The organism is Agromyces mediolanus (assembly GCF_023715325.1).
Taxonomy (GTDB): domain Bacteria; phylum Actinomycetota; class Actinomycetes; order Actinomycetales; family Microbacteriaceae; genus Agromyces; species Agromyces mediolanus_A.
In genome coordinates, this window is sequence record NZ_JAMBNX010000002.1 from 262,614 (window position 1) to 284,517 (window position 21,904).

At 72.7% G+C, this 21,904-nt stretch carries 24 protein-coding genes; 14 read left to right on the forward strand and 10 right to left on the reverse strand.

Features of this window, described 5'->3' with window-relative positions; all coding sequences use genetic code 11:
• Positions 1 to 18: 18 nt before the first annotated feature.
• From M3147_RS04920 to M3147_RS04930, 3 genes are all read left to right on the forward strand, one after another.
• Positions 19 to 1,344, forward strand: a complete 1,326-nt coding sequence (locus M3147_RS04920; RefSeq protein WP_251202364.1) for a hemolysin family protein — start codon at positions 19 to 21, stop codon at positions 1,342 to 1,344.
• Positions 1,341 to 2,378: a hemolysin family protein gene (locus M3147_RS04925; protein ID WP_251202365.1), complete on the forward strand. Its 1,038-nt coding sequence runs from the start codon at positions 1,341 to 1,343 to the stop codon at positions 2,376 to 2,378. Before M3147_RS04920 ends, M3147_RS04925 begins: the two co-directional genes overlap by 4 nt.
• A 109-nt stretch (positions 2,379 to 2,487) precedes the next feature.
• Complete coding sequence (locus tag M3147_RS04930) at positions 2,488 to 2,919, forward strand: VOC family protein (RefSeq protein WP_251202366.1); 432 nt, start codon at positions 2,488 to 2,490, stop codon at positions 2,917 to 2,919.
• Between the two features lie 6 nt (positions 2,920 to 2,925).
• On the opposite strand, the gene M3147_RS04935 is transcribed toward M3147_RS04930, so the two are convergent.
• Entirely contained in the window at positions 2,926 to 3,570 is a 645-nt protein-coding gene (locus tag M3147_RS04935; RefSeq protein WP_251202367.1) for an HAD family hydrolase, read from the reverse strand.
• A 23-nt stretch (positions 3,571 to 3,593) separates the two neighbouring features.
• Between M3147_RS04935 and M3147_RS04940 the strand changes: the two genes are divergently transcribed.
• Positions 3,594 to 4,442 (forward strand): ADP-dependent NAD(P)H-hydrate dehydratase, encoded by an 849-nt coding sequence (locus tag M3147_RS04940; protein WP_251202368.1) that lies wholly within the window; start codon positions 3,594 to 3,596, stop codon positions 4,440 to 4,442.
• Positions 4,443 to 4,479: 37 nt separating this feature from the next.
• Here M3147_RS04940 and M3147_RS04945 read toward each other — a convergent pair whose 3' ends face one another.
• Genes M3147_RS04945 through M3147_RS04955 form a run of 3 tightly spaced genes read right to left on the reverse strand, consistent with a single transcriptional unit; the run spans position 4,480 to position 7,008 of the window.
• Entirely contained in the window at positions 4,480 to 5,268 is a 789-nt protein-coding gene (locus tag M3147_RS04945; protein ID WP_251202369.1) for an amino acid ABC transporter ATP-binding protein, read from the reverse strand.
• Positions 5,265 to 6,131, reverse strand: a complete 867-nt coding sequence (locus M3147_RS04950) for an amino acid ABC transporter permease (protein WP_251202370.1) — start codon at positions 6,129 to 6,131, stop codon at positions 5,265 to 5,267. The genes M3147_RS04945 and M3147_RS04950 overlap by 4 nt, the downstream gene beginning before the upstream one ends.
• Positions 6,132 to 6,171: 40 nt before the next feature.
• A complete protein-coding gene (locus M3147_RS04955; RefSeq protein WP_251202371.1) occupies positions 6,172 to 7,008 on the reverse strand; it encodes an ABC transporter substrate-binding protein in 837 nt (278 codons plus the stop codon).
• A gap of 103 nt (positions 7,009 to 7,111) precedes the next feature.
• Between M3147_RS04955 and M3147_RS04960 the strand changes: the two genes are divergently transcribed.
• The 4 genes from M3147_RS04960 to M3147_RS04975 all read left to right on the forward strand — a co-directional run bounded on the left by M3147_RS04960 (position 7,112) and on the right by M3147_RS04975 (position 10,451).
• A complete protein-coding gene (locus M3147_RS04960) occupies positions 7,112 to 8,431 on the forward strand; it encodes a glycosyltransferase 87 family protein (RefSeq protein ID WP_251202372.1) in 1,320 nt (439 codons plus the stop codon).
• A complete protein-coding gene (locus M3147_RS04965; RefSeq protein WP_251202373.1) occupies positions 8,428 to 8,778 on the forward strand; it encodes a hypothetical protein in 351 nt (116 codons plus the stop codon). Before M3147_RS04960 ends, M3147_RS04965 begins: the two co-directional genes overlap by 4 nt.
• A gap of 9 nt (positions 8,779 to 8,787) precedes the next feature.
• Entirely contained in the window at positions 8,788 to 9,093 is a 306-nt protein-coding gene (locus M3147_RS04970) for a thiamine-binding protein (protein ID WP_251202374.1), read from the forward strand.
• An 80-nt stretch (positions 9,094 to 9,173) separates the two neighbouring features.
• Entirely contained in the window at positions 9,174 to 10,451 is a 1,278-nt protein-coding gene (locus tag M3147_RS04975; protein ID WP_251202375.1) for an MFS transporter, read from the forward strand.
• A 39-nt stretch (positions 10,452 to 10,490) separates the two neighbouring features.
• On the opposite strand, the gene M3147_RS04980 is transcribed toward M3147_RS04975, so the two are convergent.
• From M3147_RS04980 to M3147_RS05005, 6 genes are all read right to left on the reverse strand, one after another.
• Positions 10,491 to 11,147 carry a response regulator transcription factor gene (locus tag M3147_RS04980; protein ID WP_251202376.1) on the reverse strand — a complete coding sequence of 219 codons (657 nt, stop codon included), beginning with the start codon at positions 11,145 to 11,147 and terminating at the stop codon, positions 10,491 to 10,493.
• The gene (locus M3147_RS04985) at positions 11,148 to 12,392 is read right to left on the reverse strand and encodes a hypothetical protein (protein ID WP_251202377.1); all 1,245 of its coding nucleotides are present in this window, start codon (positions 12,390 to 12,392) and stop codon (positions 11,148 to 11,150) included.
• Positions 12,389 to 13,543, reverse strand: coding sequence for a sensor histidine kinase (locus M3147_RS04990; RefSeq protein WP_251202378.1), 1,155 nt, complete (start codon positions 13,541 to 13,543; stop codon positions 12,389 to 12,391). Before M3147_RS04990 ends, M3147_RS04985 begins: the two co-directional genes overlap by 4 nt.
• 161 nt (positions 13,544 to 13,704) lie before the next feature.
• The gene (metX, locus tag M3147_RS04995; protein WP_251202379.1) at positions 13,705 to 14,910 is read right to left on the reverse strand and encodes a homoserine O-acetyltransferase MetX; all 1,206 of its coding nucleotides are present in this window, start codon (positions 14,908 to 14,910) and stop codon (positions 13,705 to 13,707) included.
• A 216-nt stretch (positions 14,911 to 15,126) separates the two neighbouring features.
• On the reverse strand, positions 15,127 to 16,449 hold the full coding sequence (locus M3147_RS05000; protein ID WP_251202380.1) for a bifunctional o-acetylhomoserine/o-acetylserine sulfhydrylase: 1,323 nt from the start codon (positions 16,447 to 16,449) through the stop codon (positions 15,127 to 15,129).
• A gap of 118 nt (positions 16,450 to 16,567) precedes the next feature.
• Entirely contained in the window at positions 16,568 to 17,728 is a 1,161-nt protein-coding gene (locus M3147_RS05005; protein ID WP_251202381.1) for an acyltransferase family protein, read from the reverse strand.
• A gap of 34 nt (positions 17,729 to 17,762) precedes the next feature.
• On the opposite strand from M3147_RS05005, the gene M3147_RS05010 reads away from it, so the two are divergent.
• From M3147_RS05010 to M3147_RS05035, 6 genes are all read left to right on the forward strand, one after another.
• On the forward strand, positions 17,763 to 18,545 hold the full coding sequence (locus tag M3147_RS05010; protein WP_251202382.1) for an SDR family NAD(P)-dependent oxidoreductase: 783 nt from the start codon (positions 17,763 to 17,765) through the stop codon (positions 18,543 to 18,545).
• Positions 18,542 to 19,339: a potassium channel family protein gene (locus tag M3147_RS05015; RefSeq protein ID WP_251202383.1), complete on the forward strand. Its 798-nt coding sequence runs from the start codon at positions 18,542 to 18,544 to the stop codon at positions 19,337 to 19,339. The genes M3147_RS05010 and M3147_RS05015 overlap by 4 nt, the downstream gene beginning before the upstream one ends.
• Positions 19,320 to 19,835 (forward strand): phosphoribosyltransferase, encoded by a 516-nt coding sequence (locus M3147_RS05020; RefSeq protein WP_189086348.1) that lies wholly within the window; start codon positions 19,320 to 19,322, stop codon positions 19,833 to 19,835. The genes M3147_RS05015 and M3147_RS05020 overlap by 20 nt, the downstream gene beginning before the upstream one ends.
• Positions 19,832 to 20,548, forward strand: a complete 717-nt coding sequence (locus M3147_RS05025; protein ID WP_251202384.1) for a Type 1 glutamine amidotransferase-like domain-containing protein — start codon at positions 19,832 to 19,834, stop codon at positions 20,546 to 20,548. The genes M3147_RS05020 and M3147_RS05025 overlap by 4 nt, the downstream gene beginning before the upstream one ends.
• The gene (locus tag M3147_RS05030) at positions 20,545 to 21,246 is read left to right on the forward strand and encodes a uracil-DNA glycosylase (RefSeq protein WP_251202385.1); all 702 of its coding nucleotides are present in this window, start codon (positions 20,545 to 20,547) and stop codon (positions 21,244 to 21,246) included. The genes M3147_RS05025 and M3147_RS05030 overlap by 4 nt, the downstream gene beginning before the upstream one ends.
• 70 nt (positions 21,247 to 21,316) lie before the next feature.
• On the forward strand, positions 21,317 to 21,895 hold the full coding sequence (locus tag M3147_RS05035; protein WP_251202386.1) for a GNAT family N-acetyltransferase: 579 nt from the start codon (positions 21,317 to 21,319) through the stop codon (positions 21,893 to 21,895).
• Positions 21,896 to 21,904 lie beyond the last annotated feature (9 nt).

The following is a 21,904-nucleotide window of genomic DNA, read 5'->3' on the forward strand; positions in this document are numbered from 1 at the left end:
CGCGTCGGGGAGGTGCCCGTGTCTGAGTGGATTCTGCTCGGAATCGGGGTGCTTCTCACGATCGGCACGGGCTTGTTCGTTGCGAGCGAGTTCGCGCTCGTCAACCTCGATCGCGCCGACCTCGAGGCGCGTCGCGCCAGGGGCGAGACCCGCTTGGGTCTCACGATCCAGGCGCTGAAGATCACCTCCACCCACCTCTCGAGTGCGCAGCTCGGCATCACGCTGACGACGCTGCTCACGGGCTACACGATGGAGCCGGCGATCTCCTCGCTGCTCGCGGGGCCGCTCACCGCGATCGGCCTGCCCGAGGAGCTCGTGCGGCCGGTCGGGGCGACCACCGCGGTCGTCATCGCCACCCTGCTGTCGATGCTCGTCGGCGAGCTCGTGCCGAAGAACTTCGCGCTCGCGCTCCCGCTCGCCACGGCGAAGGTCGTCATCCCGTTCCAGACCGCGTTCACCTGGGTGTTCCGCCCGGCGATCGCGGTGCTGAACGGCAGCGCGAACGCGGTCATCCGCTCCTTCGGCATCGAGCCCAAGGAAGAGCTGTCCGGTGCGCGTTCGGCCGAGGAGCTGAGCTCGCTCGTGCGCCGCTCGGCGAGCGCCGGGCTGCTCGAGCAGGACACGGCGACGCTGCTCGGCCGCACGCTGCGCTTCTCCGGGCACGATGCCTCCGACGTGATGACCCCCCGCCCGCGGCTCGCGGCGGTGCAACGGCTCGAACCGGCGGAGGCCGTCATCGAGCTCGCGCGCCAGACCGGCTACTCGCGCTTCCCCGTCTACGACGAGAACCTCGACGACATCGTCGGCGTCGTGCACGTGAAGCAGGCCGTCGCGGTGCCGCGCGAGCGCCGCGGCGAGGTGCCGACCTCGGCGCTGCAGTCCGACGCGCTCCGAGTGCCGGAGACGATGAAGCTCGACTCGCTCCTCGGCGAGCTGCGCGCCCGCGGCTTCCAGATGGCGGTGATCGTCGACGAGTACGGCGGCACCGCCGGCGTCGCGACGCTCGAGGACCTCGTGGAGGAGCTGGTCGGCGAGGTCGCCGACGAGCACGACCGCACACGCGCGGGCATCGTCCGCCGCGGCGACGAGATCAGCTTCCCCGGCATCCTCCGGCCCGACGAGCTCGAGGAGCGCACCGGCATCCGCGTGCCCGAGAACGGCGACTACGAGACGGTCGCCGGGTTCATCACCGCGGCGCTCGGGCGGCTGCCCGTCGTCGGCGACACCGTCGAGATCGACGAGGGGCGGCTCGAGGTGCGCCGCCTCGACGGCCGCCGCGTCGACCGGGTGAGGTTCATCCCCACCCCGCTCCCGACGGCTGACGAGGAAGGGGACGAGCGATGAGCGACTGGGCCGGCCTCGCCTGGCTGTTCGTGCTGCTGCTCGCGAACGCCTTCTTCGTGGGCGCCGAGTTCGCCGTCATCTCGGCGCGGCGCTCGCAGATCGAACCGCTCGCCGAGCAGGGCAAGCGCAGCGCCAAGACCGCCCTCTGGGCGATGGAGCACGCGACGCTGATGCTGGCGATGAGCCAGCTCGGCATCACGATCTGTTCGCTGCTGATCCTGAACGTCTCCGAGCCGGCGATCCACCACCTGCTCGAGGTCCCGCTGGCCCTCACCGGCTGGAGCGAGGAGGTGATCGGGACGATCGCGTTCATCATCACGCTGGTGCTCGTGAGCTACCTGCACGTGGTGTTCGGCGAGATGGTGCCGAAGAACCTCTCCTTCTCGGTGCCGGACCGCGCCGTGCTGCTGCTCGCGCCGCCGCTGGTGTTCATCGCCCGCATGCTGAAGTTCGTGATCGTCGCCCTGAACGCGACGGCGAACGGGGTGCTGCGGCTCTTCGGCGTCGAGCCGAAGAACGAGGCGAACTCGACGTTCACGCTCGACGAGGTGCAGACCATCGTCGACCAGTCGCGCCGCGAGGGCGTGCTCGACGACGCGAGCGGCACGCTGAGCGCGGCGTTCGAGTTCACGACGAAGCGCGTCTCCGACGTGGCGGTGCCGATGGACTCGCTCGTCAGCCTCCCGCCGGGGGCGACCCCGCGCGACGTGGAACGGGCGGTCGCCAAGCACGGCTTCTCGCGCTACGTCATCCTGGGCGACGACGGGGAGCCCGACGGCTACGTGCACCTGAAGGACGTCATCGATCTCGACGACGGCGAGTTCGACGACCCGCTGCCCGCGAAGCGGGTGCGCCGACTGGTGTCGGTGTTCGACGGCACCGAGGTCGAGGACGCTCTGTCGACGATGCGCCGGCTCGGCACCCATGTCGCCCGGGCCTTCGACCGCCAGGGCGCGACGACGGGCGTGGTGTTCCTGGAGGACATCATCGAGGAGCTCGTCGGAGAGGTGCAGGACGCGACTCGGCGCGGATGAGGCGTGCGCGGCGGCGGGGCGTGCCCCCGCCGCCGCGTCGTCGCCTCGGACGCCGGGCGGATGCCGGCAGGCGTAAACTCGTCTCGACCCGAGGAATCGAGATTCACTCATGTTTGAGACGATCCTGGCGACGGCGGTCCTGCCGGCGCACGACCTCGACCGCGCCGAGCGCTGGTGGGCGGAGGTGCTCGGCCGCCAGCCGATCGGCGGCGAGCCCGGGGGCGAGACGCTGTTCTACGAGATCGGCGGCGTGCCGGTGATGGTGTACCGCACCGGGTTCGCCGGCACCGCGCAGAACACCGCCTTCAATCTGCTGACCGACGACCTCGACCGCGACATGGCCGCGTTCCGCGCCGCCGGGGTGACCTTCCACGAATACGAGCTCCCCGGCCTCGGCACGGTCGACGGCGTCGCCGAGCTCGGCGATGAGCGCGCGGCCTGGTTCAGCGACAGCGAGGGAAACATCTTCTCGCTCAGCGAGCCCGCGGCGGAGTCGGCGGCGCTCGTCGAACGGCTGCGGGCCCGCGGCCGTTCCAGCTGAGTGCGCTCAGCCGGCCCGCTCGCGGAGCCAGCGCTCGAGGCCCGCCGCGTCGATGAAGACGTGGCCGTCGCCGCCGACCGCTCGCGCACCCTCGACGTTCTCGGCGCGGTTGTCGATGAACAGGAACTCGCCCGGCGCGATGCCGAGCTCGGCGATGACGTGCTCGTAGATGTCGGCGTTCGGCTTCACCAGGCCGAGCTCGCCGCTCACGAACACCCGCTCGAACAGTGGGCCGAACGAGCCGTGCCGGAGCCACCCCGAGAAATCCGCACCCGCGTTGGACAGCAGTGCCAGACGGGTGCCGCCGGCCTGCAGCGCGTGCAGCACGGCGAGCGTGCCCGGGTCGACGCTGAGCCACCCGCGGTGGTCGATCGCCCAGAGCTCGTGCACGTCGACCGGCGAGAACTCGGTGCCGAGACCCGCGGCGACCGCCGCCCAGTACCCGGCGATCGAGAGCGTGCCCTGGTCGAGGCCCTCGCGGTGCGCCCAGTACTCCGTCCAGAACGCGGCCTCCTGCCCGGGCGCGACGCGCGCACGGGCGACGAGGGCGGCCCGGTCGGCCGGGCCCGGCTCCCGGGAGATCACCTCGCCGTAGTCGAAGACGACGACGGCGGGGGAGAGGGCGATGGGGGCGAGGGCTGTCGGAGTCATCCCCGCCAACCTATCGTTGAAGCATGAGCGCTGGTGGATGGCAGGAATGGCGGGCCGAGGACGCGGCGGAGTGGCTGCGGCCAACCACCGCGGAAGACGATAAGTACTCCCGCGGCGTCCTCGGCGTGGTGACCGGCTCCCACGAGTACCCCGGTGCGGCGCTCCTCGGGGTCGAGGCGGCCACCCGGAGCGGAGTCGGAATGGTGCGCTACACGGGGCCGCGGCCGGTGCGTGCGCTCGTGCTGGCCCGCGCCCCCGAGGCGGTCACGACCGCCGGGCGGGTGCAGGCCTGGCTGCTGGGCTCGGGAATGGACCCCTCGCGCCGCTCCTTCGTGCTCATCGGCGAGCTCGAGCACGCGCTCGCCTCCGGGGTGCCGGTCGTGCTCGACGCGGGCGCCCTCGACCTGGTCGGCGCGCATTCGGCGCCCACCGTCATCACCCCGCACGCCCGCGAGCTCGCCACCCTCCTCGCCGATCGGGAGGTGCGAACGAGCGTGGAGGAGGTCCGCAGCGACCCGGCCGCGTGGGCGGCGCGCGCCGCGCGAGAGATCGGTGTCGTGGTGCTGCTGAAGGGCGCGGTGACGCACATCGCCGATCCGGACGGCGCGGCGATCGCCGTCACCGCGCCGACGCACCGGCTCGCCACCGCCGGCTCGGGCGACGTGCTGGGCGGAATCCTCGGCGCCCTCGTCGCCGGCGCCCACGAGCGGCTCGCGAACGACGCGCACGCGCTCGCACCGATCGCCGCCACCGCGGTGCTCGTGCACGGGCTCGCCGCGGAGCGGGCCGTCGCCGCGGTCGACGGCGGGCCGATCGTCGCCTCCGACATCACCGCGCAGGTGCAGCGGGTGCTGGGGCAGCTCGCGGGCTGAGCACCGCGCCGGATCGCCGTCGGGAGCCGCCCGGCCGTCAGCCGGGGAGCACGCGGGCGAGGAAGGCGCGGGTGCGCTCCTCGCGCGGTGCAGCGAAGAACTCCCGCGACGGTCCCTGCTCCACGATGCGGCCGCCGTCGAGGAAGACCACCCGGTCGGCGACGTCTCGCGCGAAGGCCATCTCATGCGTCGCCATCAGGATCGTCGTGCCGCCGTCGGCGAGCGAACGGACGAGCGCCAGTACCTCGCCGACGAGCTCAGGATCGAGGGCGCTCGTCACCTCGTCGAGGAGGAGCAGCTCGGGGCCGGTCGCGAGGGCCCGCACGATCGCGACGCGCTGCTGCTGCCCGCCCGAGAGGCGGTCGGGGTAGGCCCGCGCGAAGTTGGCCAGGCCGATCGAGGCGAGCAGCTCCTGCCCGCGGCGCTCCGCTTCGGCCTTCGACGTGCGGTGCACCAGGCGCGAGGCGAGCGTCACGTTGTCGAGCACGCTCAGGTGCGGGAACAGGTTGTAGTGCTGGAAGACGGCGCCGATCCGCGCGCGGACCGCGTCGGCATCCACTCGCGGATCGCTGATGTCGCGACCCGCGAGCCGGATGACGCCGTCATCGATCGGCTCGAGGAGGTTCGCGGTGCGCAGCAGCGTCGACTTGCCCGAGCCGGAGGCGCCGATGAGGGCGACGACCTCGTGCGCGCGCACCTCGAGGTCGACGCCGTCGAGCACGACGTGCTCGCCGTACGCGCGGCGGACGCCCGAGAGGGCGAGCACGGGCTCGCGCTCGCCCGCGGCCCCGGCGGGCGGCTGCGCCTCGTCGGCCGCGCGGCTCATACGATGCTCCCGATCTGCTCGCGCCGCCGCATCCGCGCCGTCACCCAGTCCGTGAGCCGCACCATCGGCAGCGCGAGGAGGACGAACAGCAACCCGGCGACGACGTAGGGCGTGAAGTTGAAGTAGTGCGCCGTCTCGATCTGCGCCGCCCGCACCGCGTCGACCGCGCCGAGCACCGAGATCAGCCCGACGTCCTTCTGCATCGCGACGAAATCGTTCATCAGCGCCGGCGTCACCTTGCGGATCGCTTGCGGTAGCACGACCCGGCGCATCGTCTGCGCGTGACTCAGGCCGAGCGAGCGGGCGGCGAGCCGCTGCGAGGGGTGCACCGCCTCGATGCCGGCCCGGAACACCTCGGCGACGTACGCGGAGTAGACGAGCACGATCGCGATCGTGCCCCAGACCGCGACCGGCAGCCGTGGGAAGAACTCGAGCGCGGGCACCCCGTAGCCGACGAGGTAGAGCACGATGAGCAGCGGCACCCCGCGGAAGAGGTCGGTGTAGCCGGCCGCGATCGCTCGGAGCGGGAAGAACACCGGGCCGCGGAGGGTGCGCAGGGTCGCCAGCGTGATGGCGACGAGCAGCACGCCGACGGCGGCGAAGACGAGCACCTGGAGGTTCAGCAGCAGCCCCTGGGCGATGCGGGGGAGGGACGCGATCGCGACCTCGGGGTCGAAGAAGGTCTCCGCAACCCGCGCCCACCCCGGCGACCCCAGCACCGCCCAGGCGAGCAGGCCGGCGAAGACGAGGGTGCTGAGTGCGCTCACGAGCACCGAGCGCCAGGTCTGCCGACGGCGGAACGCCCGACGGCCGAGCTCGAGTTCGCTCGGCCGCCAGGCGCCGTCGGGGGATGCTGCGCTCATGCGGCCGCCGGAGCTGAGCCGGCCGGAGCGGCCACGCGGGTCACTTGAGGACGGGCGCCGTGTCGTCGCCGCCGAGCCACTTCGCCGCGAGCTCGTCGAGCGTGCCGTTCTCGCGGAGCGCGTCGACCGCGGCGGTGACCTTCCCGGTCAGCGGGGAGTCCTTCGCGAGCACGAGGCCGAATTGGTCGCCGCCGCCCGTCGAGGGCAGCTGACCGATGATCTTGCCGCCGTCGAGCTCGGCGCCCGTCAGGTAGAACGCGGTCGGCAGGTCGACGACGATCGCGTCGACGGTGCCGCTCTGCAGCGCGAGCTTCGCGTCGTCGTTCGTGTTGAAGATCTGCGCTCCGCCCTCGGGGGCGATCGTCTCCTCGACCGCGGCGAGGCTCGTCGTGCCGGTCTGCGCGCCGATCTTGAACGGCTTCAGCTCGGCGATCGTCGTCGCGCCGGCCGCGGGGGAGGCGTCGACCGTGACGACCACCTGCGTGGTCTCGTAGTAGGGCGAGGAGAAGTCGACCGCCTGCTTGCGCTCGTCGGTGACGGAGAACTGCTGGAGGTTGAAGTCGAAGTCCTTCGGCCCCGGTGCGATGGCCTGCTCGAAGGTGGACCGGACCCAGACGACGTCGTCCTTCGCGAAACCGAGCTCGTCGGCGACCGCGTAGGCCACGGCCGACTCGAAGCCCTCGCCGGACTCGGGGGCGTCGTCGATCACCCAGGGGAAGTAGGCGGGCTGACCCGTGCCGATCGTGAGCTTGCCGTCGGTCACGTAGCCCTCGGCGCTCGGGCCGGCGGCCTGGCCGTCACCACCAGCAGTGCAGCCGGCGAGGGCGAGGGCCGCTGCGGCGGCGAGGGCGACGGCGGTGAGCGTGCGACGGGTCATGGCTGGGCCTTCCGATCGGGATGGCTCAAGCTTGGCCGAACTCGCCGGATTCCGCAGCACGCATGGCGTCGTATGACATCGCGACGCGGCTAGGCTCTGAGCCATGCCGGTTCGGGTGGGGGGTCGTCGCGCGAGCCGTGGCATCCGCCGTCTCCTCGCCGGACGGGGCGCGATCTGGATTGCCTTCGCGCTCGTGCACGCCGGGCTCGTCGCGCTGAACCTGTTCGCGCCCGGGCTGCCGCTCGGTGACGTGACGGGCGTCTACCGGGTCTGGGCGGAGAACGCGGCGCACGGGTACGCGCGGATGGGGATCGACCTGCCGTGGGTCTACCCGATCCTCGCCTTCGCCCCGATGGCGGTCTCGCTCGCCTTCGGCGGGGAGTGGTTCGGCGAGACGTGGCTCGCCCTGGTGACGCTGCTGAACGGCATCACCCTGTCGGTGCTGCTGGGCCGCGCGGCGCTCTCGCGGCACCGCCGGCTCGCCGCCTGGTGGTGGCTCTGCTTCCTCGCCCTGCTCGGTCCGATCGCGCTCGGGCGGATCGACGCCGTGACCGTGCCCTTCGCCATGCTCGGGCTGCTCTTCGCCGCCGGGCGGCCACGCGTCGCGGCGGTGCTGCTCACCGTCGGCGCGTGGATCAAGGTGTGGCCGGCGGCGCTCGTCGCGGCGCTCGTCGTGGTGCTCCGTCGTCGCGCCGAGGTCGCGATGATCGCGCTCGCGCTGAGTTTCGGCATCCTCGCGGTGAGCCTCGTGGCCGGCGCCGGGGCCAACGCGGTCGGCTTCATCTGGGAGCAGGCGGGCCGGGGCCTGCAGGTCGAGGCGCCGCTCGCGGTGCTCTGGCTGTGGGGGATCGTCGCCGGCGCCCCGGGCGTGCACGTGTCGTACGACCGCGAGATCCTGACCTACCAGGTGTACGGTCCGGGGGTCGAGGTGGCGGCCTGGCTCACGACGCCGCTGCTCGCCGTGGGGGTCGCGGCCGTGCTCGCCGTCGGCATCCGCGCCGTCCGTCGCGGGGCGCCGCTCGGCCGACTGCTGCCGCCGCTCGCCCTCGCCTTCGTCGTCGTGCTGCTGCTCGGCAACAAGGTCGGCTCGCCGCAGTTCGTCACCTGGCTCGCGGCACCCGTCGTGCTCGGACTCGTGCTGCGTTCCGCACGCTTCACGGTGCCCGCCCTCCTCGCGGCCGGCGCCGCGCTGATCACCCACGTCATCTACCCGTACTGGTACGGCTGGCTGCTCGTCGCAGACCCGGCGTTCGTGCTGCTCCTCACCGGGAAGGTGGTGCTGCTCGCCCTCCTGCTCGTGTGGGCGCTGCGGCGGCTGTGGCAGGCTGGGAACCGGGTCGCGCTCCCGGCGGGATACCCGATCGCTGTCGATGGAGTCACGGTCGAGTCTCGGGCGGGCGATCGACGGGAGGGACTGAGATGATCCGCGTACTGCGGGACAGCGAGGAGTGGGACTCCCCGCATCTCGAGCTGCTCCAATCGAACATTCTGGAGCAGCTCGACGCGGAGAACATGCTCTGCGACCTGGGGCTCGAGGCCGACGCCCTGGAGAGACTGGCCTGGGCCCTGACGGCGAACATCCAGTATGCGTTCGACGTGCGTTGGGCGCCGAAGTGGGTGCCGAAGGGGTCCCCGCACATCTGGGGCCAGTGGGACCAAACATTCGCACGGTGCAACGAGTGCCTCGCCGAGAGCCCTGCGCTCGCCTCGGAGAACCAGGCAAAGGCGTGGTTCTCCTCGCACCGGGTGATTCACGAGAACACGGAGTAGGGAGCAGACATGCTGGTGGCATTCTCAGTCGCGCCGAGCGGCACGGGCCGGAGCGACGGGTCGGTGCACGACGCCGTCGCGGCGGCGGTGAAGATCGTGCGGGAGTCCGGGCTGCCGAACCGCACCACCTCAATGTTCACCGAGATCGAGGGGGAGTGGGACGAGGTCTTCGACGTGGTCCGGCGGGCGACCGAGGCCGTCGGTGCGTACGGCTCGCGCGTCTCGCTCGTGCTGAAGGCCGACATCCGCCCGGGCTACGCCGGGGAGCTCGACGCGAAGGTCGAGCGGCTGGAGCAGGCGATCGACGAGTCGTAGCAGGCGGATGCCGCGAACGCACGACGGCGGATGACGGCATCCGCTTGTCGAATCGATTCGAGGCGTGGCAGAATCGCCGAGTGATCCCCGACTCCTCCGGGCCGACGACGCTGTCGCCGGCCCGTCTTCGTTTCGCGCTGCTGGCGCTCGCCCTCGGCGGCTTCGGCATCGGCGCCACCGAGTTCGTCGCGATGGGCCTGCTCCCCGACATCGCGGGCGACCTGCTGCCCGGCCTCGCCGCCACCTCGCCCGACGAGGCGAACGCGCAGGCCGGCTGGCTCATCTCGGCGTACGCCCTCGGGGTCGTCGTGGGTGCGCCCACGATCGCCGCGGCGGCCGCGAAGTGGCCGCGCAAGCGGCTGCTGCTGGCGCTCGCCGCCTGGTTCGCCCTCGGCACGCTCGCCTCGGCGCTGCTGCCGAGCTTCGGCCTGGTGCTCGTCGCCCGCTTCGTCGCGGCCCTGCCGCACGGCGCGTACTTCGGCATCGCCTCGCTCGTCGCGGCGAGCCTGATGGGTCCGGGCAAGCGCGCCCGCGGCGTCGCGCTCGTGCTCTCGGGGCTCACCATCGCGAACGTCGTCGGCGTGCCGAGCATCACCTGGCTCGGGCAGCTCGCCGGCTGGCGGATCGCCTACCTCGCCGTCGCCGTGATCTTCGTGCTCACCTTCCTCGCCATCGCCGCGGCGGTGCCGTGGCAGGCGGGGGACCCCGCGGCGAGCATCCGTCGGGAGCTCGGGGCATTCCGCCGCTCGCAGGTGTGGTTCGCGATCGCGATCGGCGCGATCGGCTTCGGCGGCTTCTTCGCGATGTACAGCTACATCGCCCCGCTCGCCACCGAGGTGACGGGGCTCCAGGCGGCCTTCGTGCCCTTCGTGCTCGTCGCCACGGGACTCGGCATGACCGTCGGCAACCTCATCGGCGGCCGGCTCGCCGACTGGAGCGTGCGCCGCACCATGTACCTGTTCTTCGTCGCCCTCGCGGCCGCGCTGCTCCTCCTCGCCCTGACGGCGAGCCATCCGCTCGGCCTGTTCGGCGGGGTGTTCCTCGTCGGCGTGACGTCGTCGGCGCTCGCGCCGACCATCCAGACCCGCCTCATGGACGTCGCGCGCGACAGCCAATCGATCGCCGCCGCGCTGAACCACTCGGCGCTGAACGTCGGCAACAGCCTGGGCGCGGTGCTCGGCGGGCTCGTGATCGCCGGCGGCCTCGGCTACCTCGCCCCGATCTGGGTCGGCTTCGCGCTCACGCTTGCGGGCATCGCCCTCGCGTTCGCGAGCTTCGCGCTCGACCGTCGGCGGATCGGACGTGGCGTCGACGTGCCGTACGCGACGGGCGCAGTCGCGGCGGCCGAGCGGGACTGAGCGGCGCCGCCGGTCGCGTGCCGCCGGCCGCGCGCCGCGTCAGTCGGTCTGCAGCAGGATGCCGTCAGCGATGGCGCGCTTGCGGAGCGCGACCTTCGTGCCGACGTCGTAGCCGGCGACGCGGTACTTCTCACGGATGCGCTTCAGGTAGCTCTTCGCCGTCTCCTCGGAGATGCCGAGCTGGAACGCGACGGCCTTCACCGGCTGCCCGGCGCCGTAGAGCGCCATGACGCGCCGCTCCTGCGCGGAGAGCTTCGGGGCCTGCACCGCGTCGGCGTCGGCGAGCGTCGTCTCGAGCTCCGGCGTGATGTACGAGTCGCCGAGCCGCGCCGCCCGGATCGCCTCGACGATGGTCTCGACCGGCTCCGACTTCACGAGGTACCCGAGCGCACCGGCGTTCAACGCCTCCCGCACCACCGCGGGCTCCGAGTAGGTGCTCATCAGCATCGTCTGCACGCCGGCGGACTTCAGCATCGACAGCTTCAGGGAGACCGGGATGTTGTCGCGCAGGTCGAGGTCGAGGAGCACGACGTCGGCCGGGAACTCCGGATGCGCGAGCAGCTCCGACCAGGACGGCACCGCGGCGACGAGCTGGATGTCGGGCGCGGCACCGCGCAGCCACTCGGATAGGGCGCCGAGCAGCATGCGGTGATCGTCGACGATCGCCAGGCGGATCGGTGTGGCCGGTTCAGGCATTCATCTTCCCCTCGTTCGGGCGCTTCGAGGCGCCGAAGCGGCTGCCGGGGCGTTCGGGTCGACCGGGCAGACGAGTTCGATCCTGATCGAATCCGACGCGGACACGACCTCGTGACTTCCGAGACTACCGAGTGCATCCCAGATGGCGGGGTCCAGATGACGCCGCGCCACGCCGGAGACCTCGATCTCGATCGCGAGCGGGCCGCGTTCGTCGTCGTCGAACGGCTCGCTGCGGACCCGGACGACGACCCTCGCCCCCGCCGCCCGGCGCGGGCGGCGCTCGCCCGCGATCAGCCAGAGCGCGAGCAGGAGGCCGTCGCGCTGCGCCGGGGCGAGGACGCCCGCGTCGCCCTCCGCATCGTCGATCGTGACGCGGCGGCTGAGGTACGCCGACTCGGTGACGGCGTGCTTCAGCCAGGTGTCGCTGCGGCCCTCGATGAGACGCACGCGGAGTTTCGCCGCGAGCGCGGCCGCCCGGAGGGCCGCATCGGTCGGCAGCGGGATCGGCAGGCGCCCCGAGCCGACGTCTTCGAGCAGAGACTCGGCGTCGAAGTCGAGCCGGGCGAGCTCCTCGGACGCGCGCATGCCGACGGCACTCCGCGGGGTCTGCACGGTGCTCTGCACGAGGGAGAGGTCGAGCTCGCGCCCGACGAGGCGACGGAAGCCCACGATCGCGAGCGCGGCGACGACGACCGGCAGCACGGCGGACACCGCCACGGCGACGCCCACCACGACGAGCGAGCCCGCGGCGGGCAGCTGCACGAGCGCGGCGATCGCGATCGCCGCGCCGATGACCCCGGCGACCGCGACGGGGACCCGCCGGCCGCGCAGCGTCGTCACGGGCATCAGGACGACGGCGGATGCCGCGGCCGCCGTCGGCGCGATGCCAAGATCGAGCAGCCCCTGGGTCGCGACGAGGTCGAGGCCGACGGGCACCGCGAGCGCGGTGAACAGGGCGAGGTAGACCCACGCCGGCATCCGCGGCGAGAAGAGCCGGGAGACGACCCCGCCGGCGAGGATCACCGCGAGCGCGATCCAGCCCGCCCAGGGGTCGCGGCCCGCCGGATAGGCGCCCGCCGTGGCGAGGAGATGCACGAGGTGGCCGACGACGAGCACGGCGGCGGCGATCGTGATGCCGGCCGACATCCGCCGCCCGCCGTGCCGCTCGCGCATGTCGACGGCGGCGCGGGCCGAGCGGGCCGGGCGCCGGAAGGAGCGTTCGATGGTGGTGTGCAGTCCGCTCATGGCTTCGGCACCTCGAGCATGACGGTCGTGCCGGCTCCGGGGGAGGAGAACACTCTGGCGCGCCCCCCGACGGCGTGCAGCCGGCCGACGACGGACTCGGCGAAGCCCAGCCGGCCGGGCTCGACCGCGTCGGTCTGGAAGCCGCTGCCGGCATCCGTGATCATCGCGCGCACCGCGCGCTCGTCGTCGGTCACCGTGACGTCCGCTTCGTTCACGCCCGAGTGGCGACGCACGTTCTCGAGGCACTCGCCGAGCGCGCCGAGCAGCGCGTCGAGGCTGTCGCGGGGGAGCAGCAGCTGGCCAGCCCCGTGCCAGTTCACGTCGAGCCCCATCCGGGCGAAACGCTGGCGGACGGACTCGAAGGTCGAGCCGAGCGCGTCCTCGTCGGCCTCCGGGGCGTACATCGGGTGCGAGCCGACCTCGAGCGGCACGCCCAGGCGCAGCTGGCGCAGAAGGCGCGCGTCGTCGCGGGCCTGATCGCGGAGCGCGGACTGCCCGACGCCGACCCCGGAGTGCGCGAGGAGGCTGAGGGTGGCGAGCACGGTGTCGTGGAGGAGGCGGGCATCCTGGCGCTGCTGGGACTCCGCTTCGCTCGCGAGCCGCTCGGCCTCGTGCGCGCGACCCACCTCCGAGATCCGATCGGCCGCGCGGTCGATCGACTGCGCGGTCCAGGTCGCGAGCAGGCTGCACGCGGCCCAGCCGGCGATCGCGGCGACGATCGGCAGCAGCGAACCGCGACCGGCCACGGCGCCGAACCAGACGGCGATGACGACGAGCGCGCCGAGGCTCGCGACGAGGAGCTGCCCGTGCCGCCGCGGGACGAGGGTCAGGGCGAGCGCGGCGGTCGCGGCTCCGGCGAGGGCGGCGATGGCCGTCGACCCGGCCGGCCCCGGGGTGTCGAGCCCGATGAGGAGGATGGCGGCCACGCCGGCGGCGACCGCGCCGAGCGCCGGGCCGAGCTCGCCGCGCTCCGTGTGCAGCACGATCGCGCCGGCCACGAGCAGGGTCAGCACGATGGCCACGATCCGGGCGACGAGGCCGGTGGAGTCGGGGACGAGCAGGCACAGCACCGCACCGGCGCACCCGGAGAGGCCGGTCAGCCGCGCGAGCCGGGCGAGGAGCCGGTCGCGTTCGTTGTGGATGCGATGCACGATCTTCCTCAGCCGAACAAGGGCGCCCTCGACGGCAGCCCGATAGTCGAACCCTAGTGCAGAGTGCGCGGGCCGCGCGCGGCCCGCCGGCGAGACCTCCCCGGGGGGACCGTTCGGGCCGGTGCCCGGGGCGGCCTTCCGGCCGGCGATCGGGGTGGGTGTCAGGCCGCGAGCAGCTCCGCGATCGCGCGGCCCACGGCGTCGGACTCGATCAGGAAGGCGTCGTGCCCGTACTCGGAGTCGAGCACGACCGGGTCCGGGCCGTGCACGCTGCCGCGCAGCTGCGCGGCGATCTCGCGCTGCCCCGCGAGCGGGAAGTAGCGGTCGCTCTCGATGCCGAGTACGAGGCTCTTCGCCCGGATGCCGGCGAGGGCCGCCGCCGTGCCGCCGCGGCCGCGGCCGACATCGTGCGAGTTCATCGCCTCGGTGAGCACGAGGTAGCTGTTCGCGTCGAAGCGGCGGGTGAACTTGTTGCCGTGGAAGTCCAGGTACGACTCGACGGCGAAGCGCCCGCCGCCGCCGAGCGGGTCGAGTCCCGACTGCCAGCTGCGCGCGAAGCGGTCGTTGAGCTCGCTCGCCGTGCGGTAGTTCAGCATCGCCATCCGGCGGGCGAGCGCGAGGCCGCGGCTCGGGCCCTCGCCGTCGGGCGCGTCGTAGTAGGCGCCGCCGGCGAAGGCGGGGTCGGAGCGGATGGCCTCCAGCTGCACGGAGTTCAGCGCGATCTGGTCGGCGGTCGCGGCGGGCGGACCGGCGAGCACCGCGATCCGTTCGACCCGATCGGGGGCCGTGATCGCCCATTCGAGCACGTGCATCCCGCCCATCGAGCCGCCGACGACCGCCGCGAAACGCTCGAGTCCGAGCTCGTCGGCGAGCGCCTGCTGGGCGGCGACCTGGTCGCGGATCGTGAGGAACGGGAAGCGCCCGCCCCACTCGGCGCCGTCCGGGGCGAGCGAAGCCGGCCCCGTCGAGCCCTGGCAGCCGCCGAGCACGTTCGGCGCGATGACGAACCAGCGCTCGGTGTCGATCGCGCGGCCGGGGCCGACGACGTCCTCCCACCAGCCGGCGCTCGGGTGCCCTGGGCCGGCTGAGCCGAGGACGTGGCTGTCGCCGGTGAGGGCGTGCAGCACGAGCACGGCGTTGTCGCGGGCGGGCGAGAGCTCGCCCCAGGTCTCGTACGCGATCGTGACCTCGGGCAGCGTCTCGCCGGACTCGAGCCGCACCGTGCCGATCTCGGCGAAGCGGCGGTCGCCGACCGGGTCGCCGATGCGCCAGGCGCCGGTTGCGGGGGCCCGGCCGAGCAGGCTGTGCGCCCGCGCCTCCGGCACGATGCTCGCCGGGACGACGTCCGCCTGCGTCTGCCAGTCCATGTCTTCGATTCTCCCCGAGCGGGCGGCGCCGCCGGGCATTGTTACGGAAGCTCGAGCCCTCGCACAACTCAGGAACGGGGTCCCGCCGCGACGCGGAATCGGCGGATCACGGCAGCAATAAGTGGCAGATGTTCCTGAGTTGTGTGAAGTGCGAGGGGGAACGGCGGATGCCGCAGGCGTCGGCCTGCGGCATCCGGGGTCGTGCTGGGCTCCGCGTTACGCGCGGAGCGCCTCCGAGGCGGCCCGGGCGGCGGCGAGACCGGCCTCGAGGTCGGCCTTCAGGTCATCGATGTTCTCGATGCCGACCGACAGGCGCACGAGGCCCGGGGTCACGCCCGAGGTGAGCTGCTGCTCGGGGGTGAGCTGCGAGTGCGTCGTCGAGGCCGGATGGATGACGAGCGAGCGCACGTCGCCGATGTTCGCGAGGTGCGAGAACAGCGAGAGGTTGTCGACGAGCGCGCGGCCGGCGTCGACGCCGCCCTTCAGCTCGAACGACAGCACCGCGCCGACGCCCTTCGGCGAGTACGTGTTCGCCGCGGCGTACCACGGGCTCGAGGGCAGGCCCGAGTAGTTGACGGTCGCGACGTCCGGGTGGTCGTCCAGCCACTCGGCGATCTCCTGGGCGTTCTGCACGTGGCGCTCGATGCGCAGCGACAGCGTCTCGATGCCCTGGATGAGCAGCCACGCGCTGTTCGGCGAGATCGCGGCGCCGAGGTCGCGCAGCAGCTGCACGCGCGCCTTGATGATGTAGGCGAGGCCGTCGCCGACCGCGGCCGTGTAGCTCGCGCCGTGGTACGAGGGGTCGGGCTCGGTGAGGCCGGGGAACTTCTCGACGTTCTTCGACCACTCGAACGTGCCGCCGTCGACGATGATGCCGCCGATGGTGGTGCCGTGGCCGCCGAGGAACTTCGTCGCCGAGTGGATGACGATGTCCGCGCCGTGCTCGAAGGGGCGGATGAGGTAGGGCGTCGCGATCGTGTTGTCGACCACGAGCGGGATGCCGGCGTCGTGCGCGATGCCCGCGACGAGACCGATGTCGAGCACGTTGATCTTCGGGTTGCCGATCGTCTCGGCGAAGAAGAGCTTCGTGTTCGGGCGCACCGCGCGGCGCCACTCCTCGGCGTCGTCCTGGTTCTCGACGAAGGTGGTCTCGATGCCGAGCTTCGCGAGGGTGTACTTGAAGAGGTTGTAGGTGCCGCCGTAGATCGAGCTCGACGAGACGATGTGGTCGCCCGCCTGGGCGATGTTCAGCACCGAGAAGGTCGCCGCCGACTGGCCGGAGGCGAGCAGCAGCGCGCCGGTGCCACCCTCGAGGGCGGCGACCCGCTCCTCGACGACCGCCTGGGTCGGGTTCTGGATGCGGGTGTAGATGTTGCCGAACTCGGCGAGCGCGAAGAGGTTCTGCGCGTGCTCGGCGTTGTCGAAGACGTACGAGGTGGTCTGGTAGATCGGGGTCGCGCGGGCCTTCGTGATCGGGTCGGGGGCGGCGCCGGAGTGGACCTGCTTGGTCTCGAAGCGCCAGTCGGCTGCGTTGCTCATCGAGCTCTCCTTCGGTTCGGCCGGCTCGGGTGGCCCGGCCGTGTTGCGACCACGCTAGGCGGGGCGCGCAGGCCGGGCAACGCGACCCGACACACGGCGTAACCGCTGGCCGGCCGGCTCAGTCGCGCGGTGCGGGCGGGGCCGTGGGCGGCGTCGTGCCGGCCGGGCCCGGCGGGAGCGCCTCCGGCGGCAGCACGATCGTGCCGGTCGCGGTCGACGGCTCCGGCCGGAACAGCCACCTGGCGCGCGGCTCGACGAGCGGGCGGAAGAGGCGGCGCACCGGCTTCAGCGACAGCACGATCGAGATGCCGACGCAGAACACGATCATCGCGGGCAGCACCCAGAACGGCTGGTCGCCCTCCAGCACGCCCGACTCCCGGAACGGGAACAGCACGAAGCTGTGCAGCAGGTAGATGTACATGGTCGCCGTGCCGAACGGCGTGAACCAGTGCGCCCCGCGCGGCATCAGGGTGAGGAACGCGACGGCGAGCACCATCGCGGCGAGGAGCAGCCCGAGCCGGATGGCGCCCGTCCACGGTTCGTCGTAGCCGAGATCGGGGTACGACTCGTCGTACAGCAGGAAGCGGCGGAGCTTCACATCGCGCCACCATTCGATGGCGGTCGGCATGGCCACGAGCACGGCGAGGAACAGGGCGATCGCCCCGGCGCGCCAGCGCCAGGCCACCCGGGCCGGGAGCGCCAGCCAGCGGCCGGTGATGCGCCACTGGCGGAGCTTCCAGCCGAAGACGAAGAACGGCAGCATGCCGAAGGTACGGCTGAGGGCGAGCGTCGAGTCGATGGTCTCCGAGTAGCCCGCCGCGACCGAGATCACGATCGCGATGACGAGCGGCGCCCGCAGCATCACCAGGTACGGCAGCACCACGCGCCAGACGGCGAGCGCGATGAGGAACCAGAGCGTCCACGACGGCGTCGCGTAGTCGAGGCCGACGCCCGTGCCGAGCAGGAACCGCAGCACCGTCCAGATGGTCTCGAAGATCAGGTACGGCAGCACGATGTCGGTGATGACCTGGCGGATGGACCGGGCCGTCGGCGGGCCCGATTTCGCGAAGTAGCCCGAGACGGTGACGAACACCGCGACGTGGAACGAGTAGATGAACAGGTAGACGCTGTACGCCGAGTTCGACTCGCCGATGAGAGGCAGGATGCCGTGGCCGACGACCACCAGCACGATCGCGATCCACCTCGCGTTGTCCCAGAGCGGCACCCGCTTCTTCGCGTGCGGCTGGGACTTCGTCGGCGTCGTCGGCGTGGAAGGCATCGCCCCATTCTCCCAGCACGGGCAGAATAGGCGCATGAACGGCAGACGGGCAGTGGTCACCGGGGCGAGCTCGGGCATCGGCGAGGCCACGGTGCGGGCGCTCCGCGCCGACGGCTGGGACGTCGTCGCCGTCGCGCGGCGCGCGGATCGGCTCCGGGCGCTCGCCGACCGGACCGGCGCCGCGTTCCAGGTGTGCGACGTCACCCGCCAGGAGGAGGTCGACGCGCTCGCCGCCGCGCTCGCCGAGGGCGGCCCCGTGCACGGCCTCGTGAACAACGCCGGCGGGGCGAAGGGGGTCGCCTCCGTGGAGGCATCCGACCCCGAGGACTGGCGCTGGATGTTCGAGGTGAACGTGCTCGGCCTGCAGCGCGTGACCGCCGCGCTCCTGCCCCTGCTGCGGCAGGGGGCCGCGGAGCGCGGCGTCGCCGACCTCGTGAACGTCACCTCGATCGCCGGGCATGTGCCGTACGCGGGAGGCGGCGGGTACGACGCCGCGAAGTCGGCGGCGCACGCCGTCACCGCCGTGCTGCGCCTGGAGCTGAACGGTGAGCCGATCCGCGTCGTCGAGGTCGCGCCGGGCATGGTGCGCACGGAGGAGTTCTCGCTCGTCCGCTACGGCGGCGACCGCGAGAAGGCGGATGCCGTGTACGCGGGGGTGGCGGAGCCGCTCGGCGCCGACGACGTCGCCGCCGTCATCGCCGACGCGATGGGCAAACCGGCGCATGTGGACCTCGACCTCATCGTCGTGAAGCCGGTCGCCCAGGCCGCCCCGCACCTGCTGGCGCGCGGCCCGCTCGAGGTGCGGACCGGGCGATGAGCGGGGCGGGGGGCGAGCACGACCGCGAGACCGCCCGCCGCCGCGCCTGGGAGGAGCGCACGACCGGGCCGCTCGTCGTCCTCGGCGCCGCCTTCCTCGTGGCGTACGCGACGCTCGTGCTCGCCGACGCGCTCCCCGCTTGGCTAGTGCTCGCGCTGCAGCTGCTGCTGATCCTCTCGTGGGCGACCTTCGTCGTCGACGTCGTGGTGCGCTGCGCGCTCACCCCGCGCGGGCAGCGTACCGCCTTCCTCGTGCACCACCCGCTCGACGTGCTCTCGGCCGTACTGCCCGTGTTCCGGGCGCTGCGGGTGGTGAGCCTCGTGCACCGGGTCCGGTACTTCCGCGGTCACGGCGGCGACGCGTTCCGGGCGCGGATCGTCTCGTCCATGCTCGTCTACGCCGTCGTCTTCATCATCTTCATCGCGCTCGCGACGCTGAACGCCGAGCGCGACGCCCCGGGCGCGACGATCCAGAGCTTCGGCGACGCGATCTGGTGGGCCTGCGTCACCATCGCCACCGTCGGCTACGGCGACATGTACCCCGTGACCGTGACCGGTCGCATCTTCGCGGTCATGCTGATGATCGGCGGCATCGCGATCGTCGGCACCGCCTCGGCGACGATCGTGTCGCTGTTCACCGAGCGGCTGGGCCAGCTCCGCGAGCGGCCGCACGAGACCGGCGAGGGGCGCGGGACGACGGACCGGGAGCGCGAACGGCGCCGCGAGGGGCGGGCCGCGGATGCCGGCGCCGCCGCCGACGCCGTACCCTTGCAGGATGACCTTCGACGCGAATGACGCGGCCATCGGCGAACCCGGTGTGCGTCGCGAGATCCTCGGCTGGGACCAGTTCGGCGAGGCGGCGAGGACCCTCGCCGCGGACGTGCTCGGGTCGGGGTTCCGCCCCGACGTCGTCATCGCGATCGCGCGCGGCGGGCTGCTGCTCGCCGGGGCGATCTCGTACGCGCTCGGCACGAAGCAATGCGGCTCCATCAACGTGGAGTTCTACACCGACATCGAGCAGGTGCTGCCCGAGCCGATCGTGCACCCGCCGATGCTTGACGCGCCCGCACTCGCCGGCTTGAAGGTGCTGCTCGTCGACGACGTCTCCGACTCGGGCCGCACGCTCGCGAAGGTCCTCGAACTGCTCACCGACGTCGGCTCCGAGGTGCGCACGGCGACGCTCTACACGAAGTCGCGCACGGTGCTCGTGCCCGACTACAGCTACCGCGCCACCGACGACTGGATCGTCTTCCCCTGGTCGGCGCAGCCGCCGGTGCAGGTCACCGCGTGAGCGTCCACCTGCTGGGCGGCGGCGCGCTGGAGCCGGCGGACGCCGCGCTGTACGCCCCGTTCCTCGCCGAAGCGGCGGCGCGCGCCCGGGCCGCGGGCCGCCCCGTGCCCCGGATCGCGATCCTGTCGATCCACCCGGGCGGGCCGGAGCGCGCCGAGGCGCTGCGCCGGGTGCTCGCCGCGGCCGGCGAGGTGGAGGCGCACCTCACCAGCTCGCCCGGTGGCGAGGAGCTCCCGCCCACCGCGATCTCGGACGTCGACGGCATCCTCGTCGGCGGCGGCATCGTGGAGCAGGTGCGCGCCGCACTCGAACCCCTCTTCGGCGAGCTGCGCCGACAGGTCGCGGGCGGCGTGCCCTACCTCGGCGTCTCGGCCGGCGCCATGATCGCCGCCGAGGGTGCGCTCGGCGGCGGCTCCCGCATCGACGGCGTGCTCGTCGCGCCCGAAGACCCGGACGAGGGGGGTGCGGAGTTCGAGGCGGACGCCGGCATCGGTCTCGTCGACGTCGCGATCGACGTGCACGTCGCGCAGCGCGGCACGCTCTCCAGACTCGTCGCCGCCGTCGAGTCCGGGCTCATCGACGGCGCGCTCGGCATCGACGAGCGCACCGTGCTCATCGTCGGCGACGGCGGGCTCCGCGTCGAGGGCGTCGGCAGCGTGTGGCGGGTGCTGCCGGGCGACGGCGGCGTGCTCGTCTCGACGATCGGCGCATGATGGCGCCCGCGAAGACCCTGCCGGAGCTCGCCGAGGCCGGGCTCATCGACCCGGGCTGGGCGGCGGCGCTCGAACCCGTCGCCCCGCGCATCGCGGAGCTCGGCGACTTCCTGCGCGCCGAGCAGGCCGCCGGGCACGGCTACCTCCCGGCCGGCGACCGCGTGCTGCGCGCCTTCTCGCAGCCGATCGGCGACGTCCGGGTGCTCATCGTGGGCCAGGACCCGTACCCCACCCCGGGCCATCCGATCGGCCTCAGCTTCGCCGTCGAGGCGCACGTCCGCCCGCTGCCGCGCAGCCTCGGCAACATCTACAAAGAGCTGCGCGACGATCTCGGCGTGGAGCCCCCGGCGCACGGCGACCTCGGCGCCTGGAGCCGCAACGGGGTCATGCTCCTGAACCGCGTGCTGACGGTGCGCCCGGGCACACCGGCCTCGCACCGGGGCAAGGGCTGGGAGGCCGTCACCGACCACGCCATCCGCACCCTCGTCGCCCGCGGCGCGCCGCTCGTCGCGATCCTCTGGGGGCGTGACGCGCAGTCGCTGAAGCCGCTGCTCGGCGAGGTCCCGACCGTCGAGTCGGTGCATCCGAGCCCGCTCTCGGCCTCGCGCGGCTTCTTCGGCTCGAAGCCGTTCAGCCGGGCGAACGCGCTGCTCGAGGCGCAGGGCGGTGCGCCCGTGGACTGGTCGCTGCCCGCCTGAGCCGCGCCACCGACCGACTGGATCCGCCGCCGAAACGTGGACGCAACACCGGACGCGTAGGCTGACCGCCATGCTCGAGGAGGAATACCAGCAGCGGCGCGTGCCGCCGCCGCACCTGCGGCCGGTCGAGCCCGCCGAGGCGCCGTTCGAGTACGTCATCCGGCCGGCGAGCCCCGCCGACCTGCCGAGCGTGCGCGAGATCTACAACCACTACGTCGCGAACTCCACGGTCACGTTCGACGAGGACGCGATGACCCTCCGCGCGTGGCGGCAGAAGTACGCCATGCTCGACAAGCTCGGCCTGCCGTTCCTCGTCGCCGAGTCGCCGTCCGGGCAATTGCTCGGCTACGCGCTCGCCGCGCCCTGGCGGCAGCGGCGTGCGTACCGCTACACCGTCGAGAACTCGATCTACCTCGGGCCGGCGGCGTCCGGCAAGGGCCTCGGCCGGGCGCTGCTCGGCGCACTCATCGACGCCTCGACGGCGGCGGGGCTCCGCGAGATGATCGCCGTCATCGCCGATCAGGGCGCCGAGGCGTCGCTCGCGCTGCACGAGAAGTTCGGCTTCGTGGAGATCGGCCGGATGGGCCGGGTCGGCTTCAAGTTCGACCGTTGGCTCGGCACGGTGCTGCTACAGAAGAACCTCCGCTGAGCGGGCGGG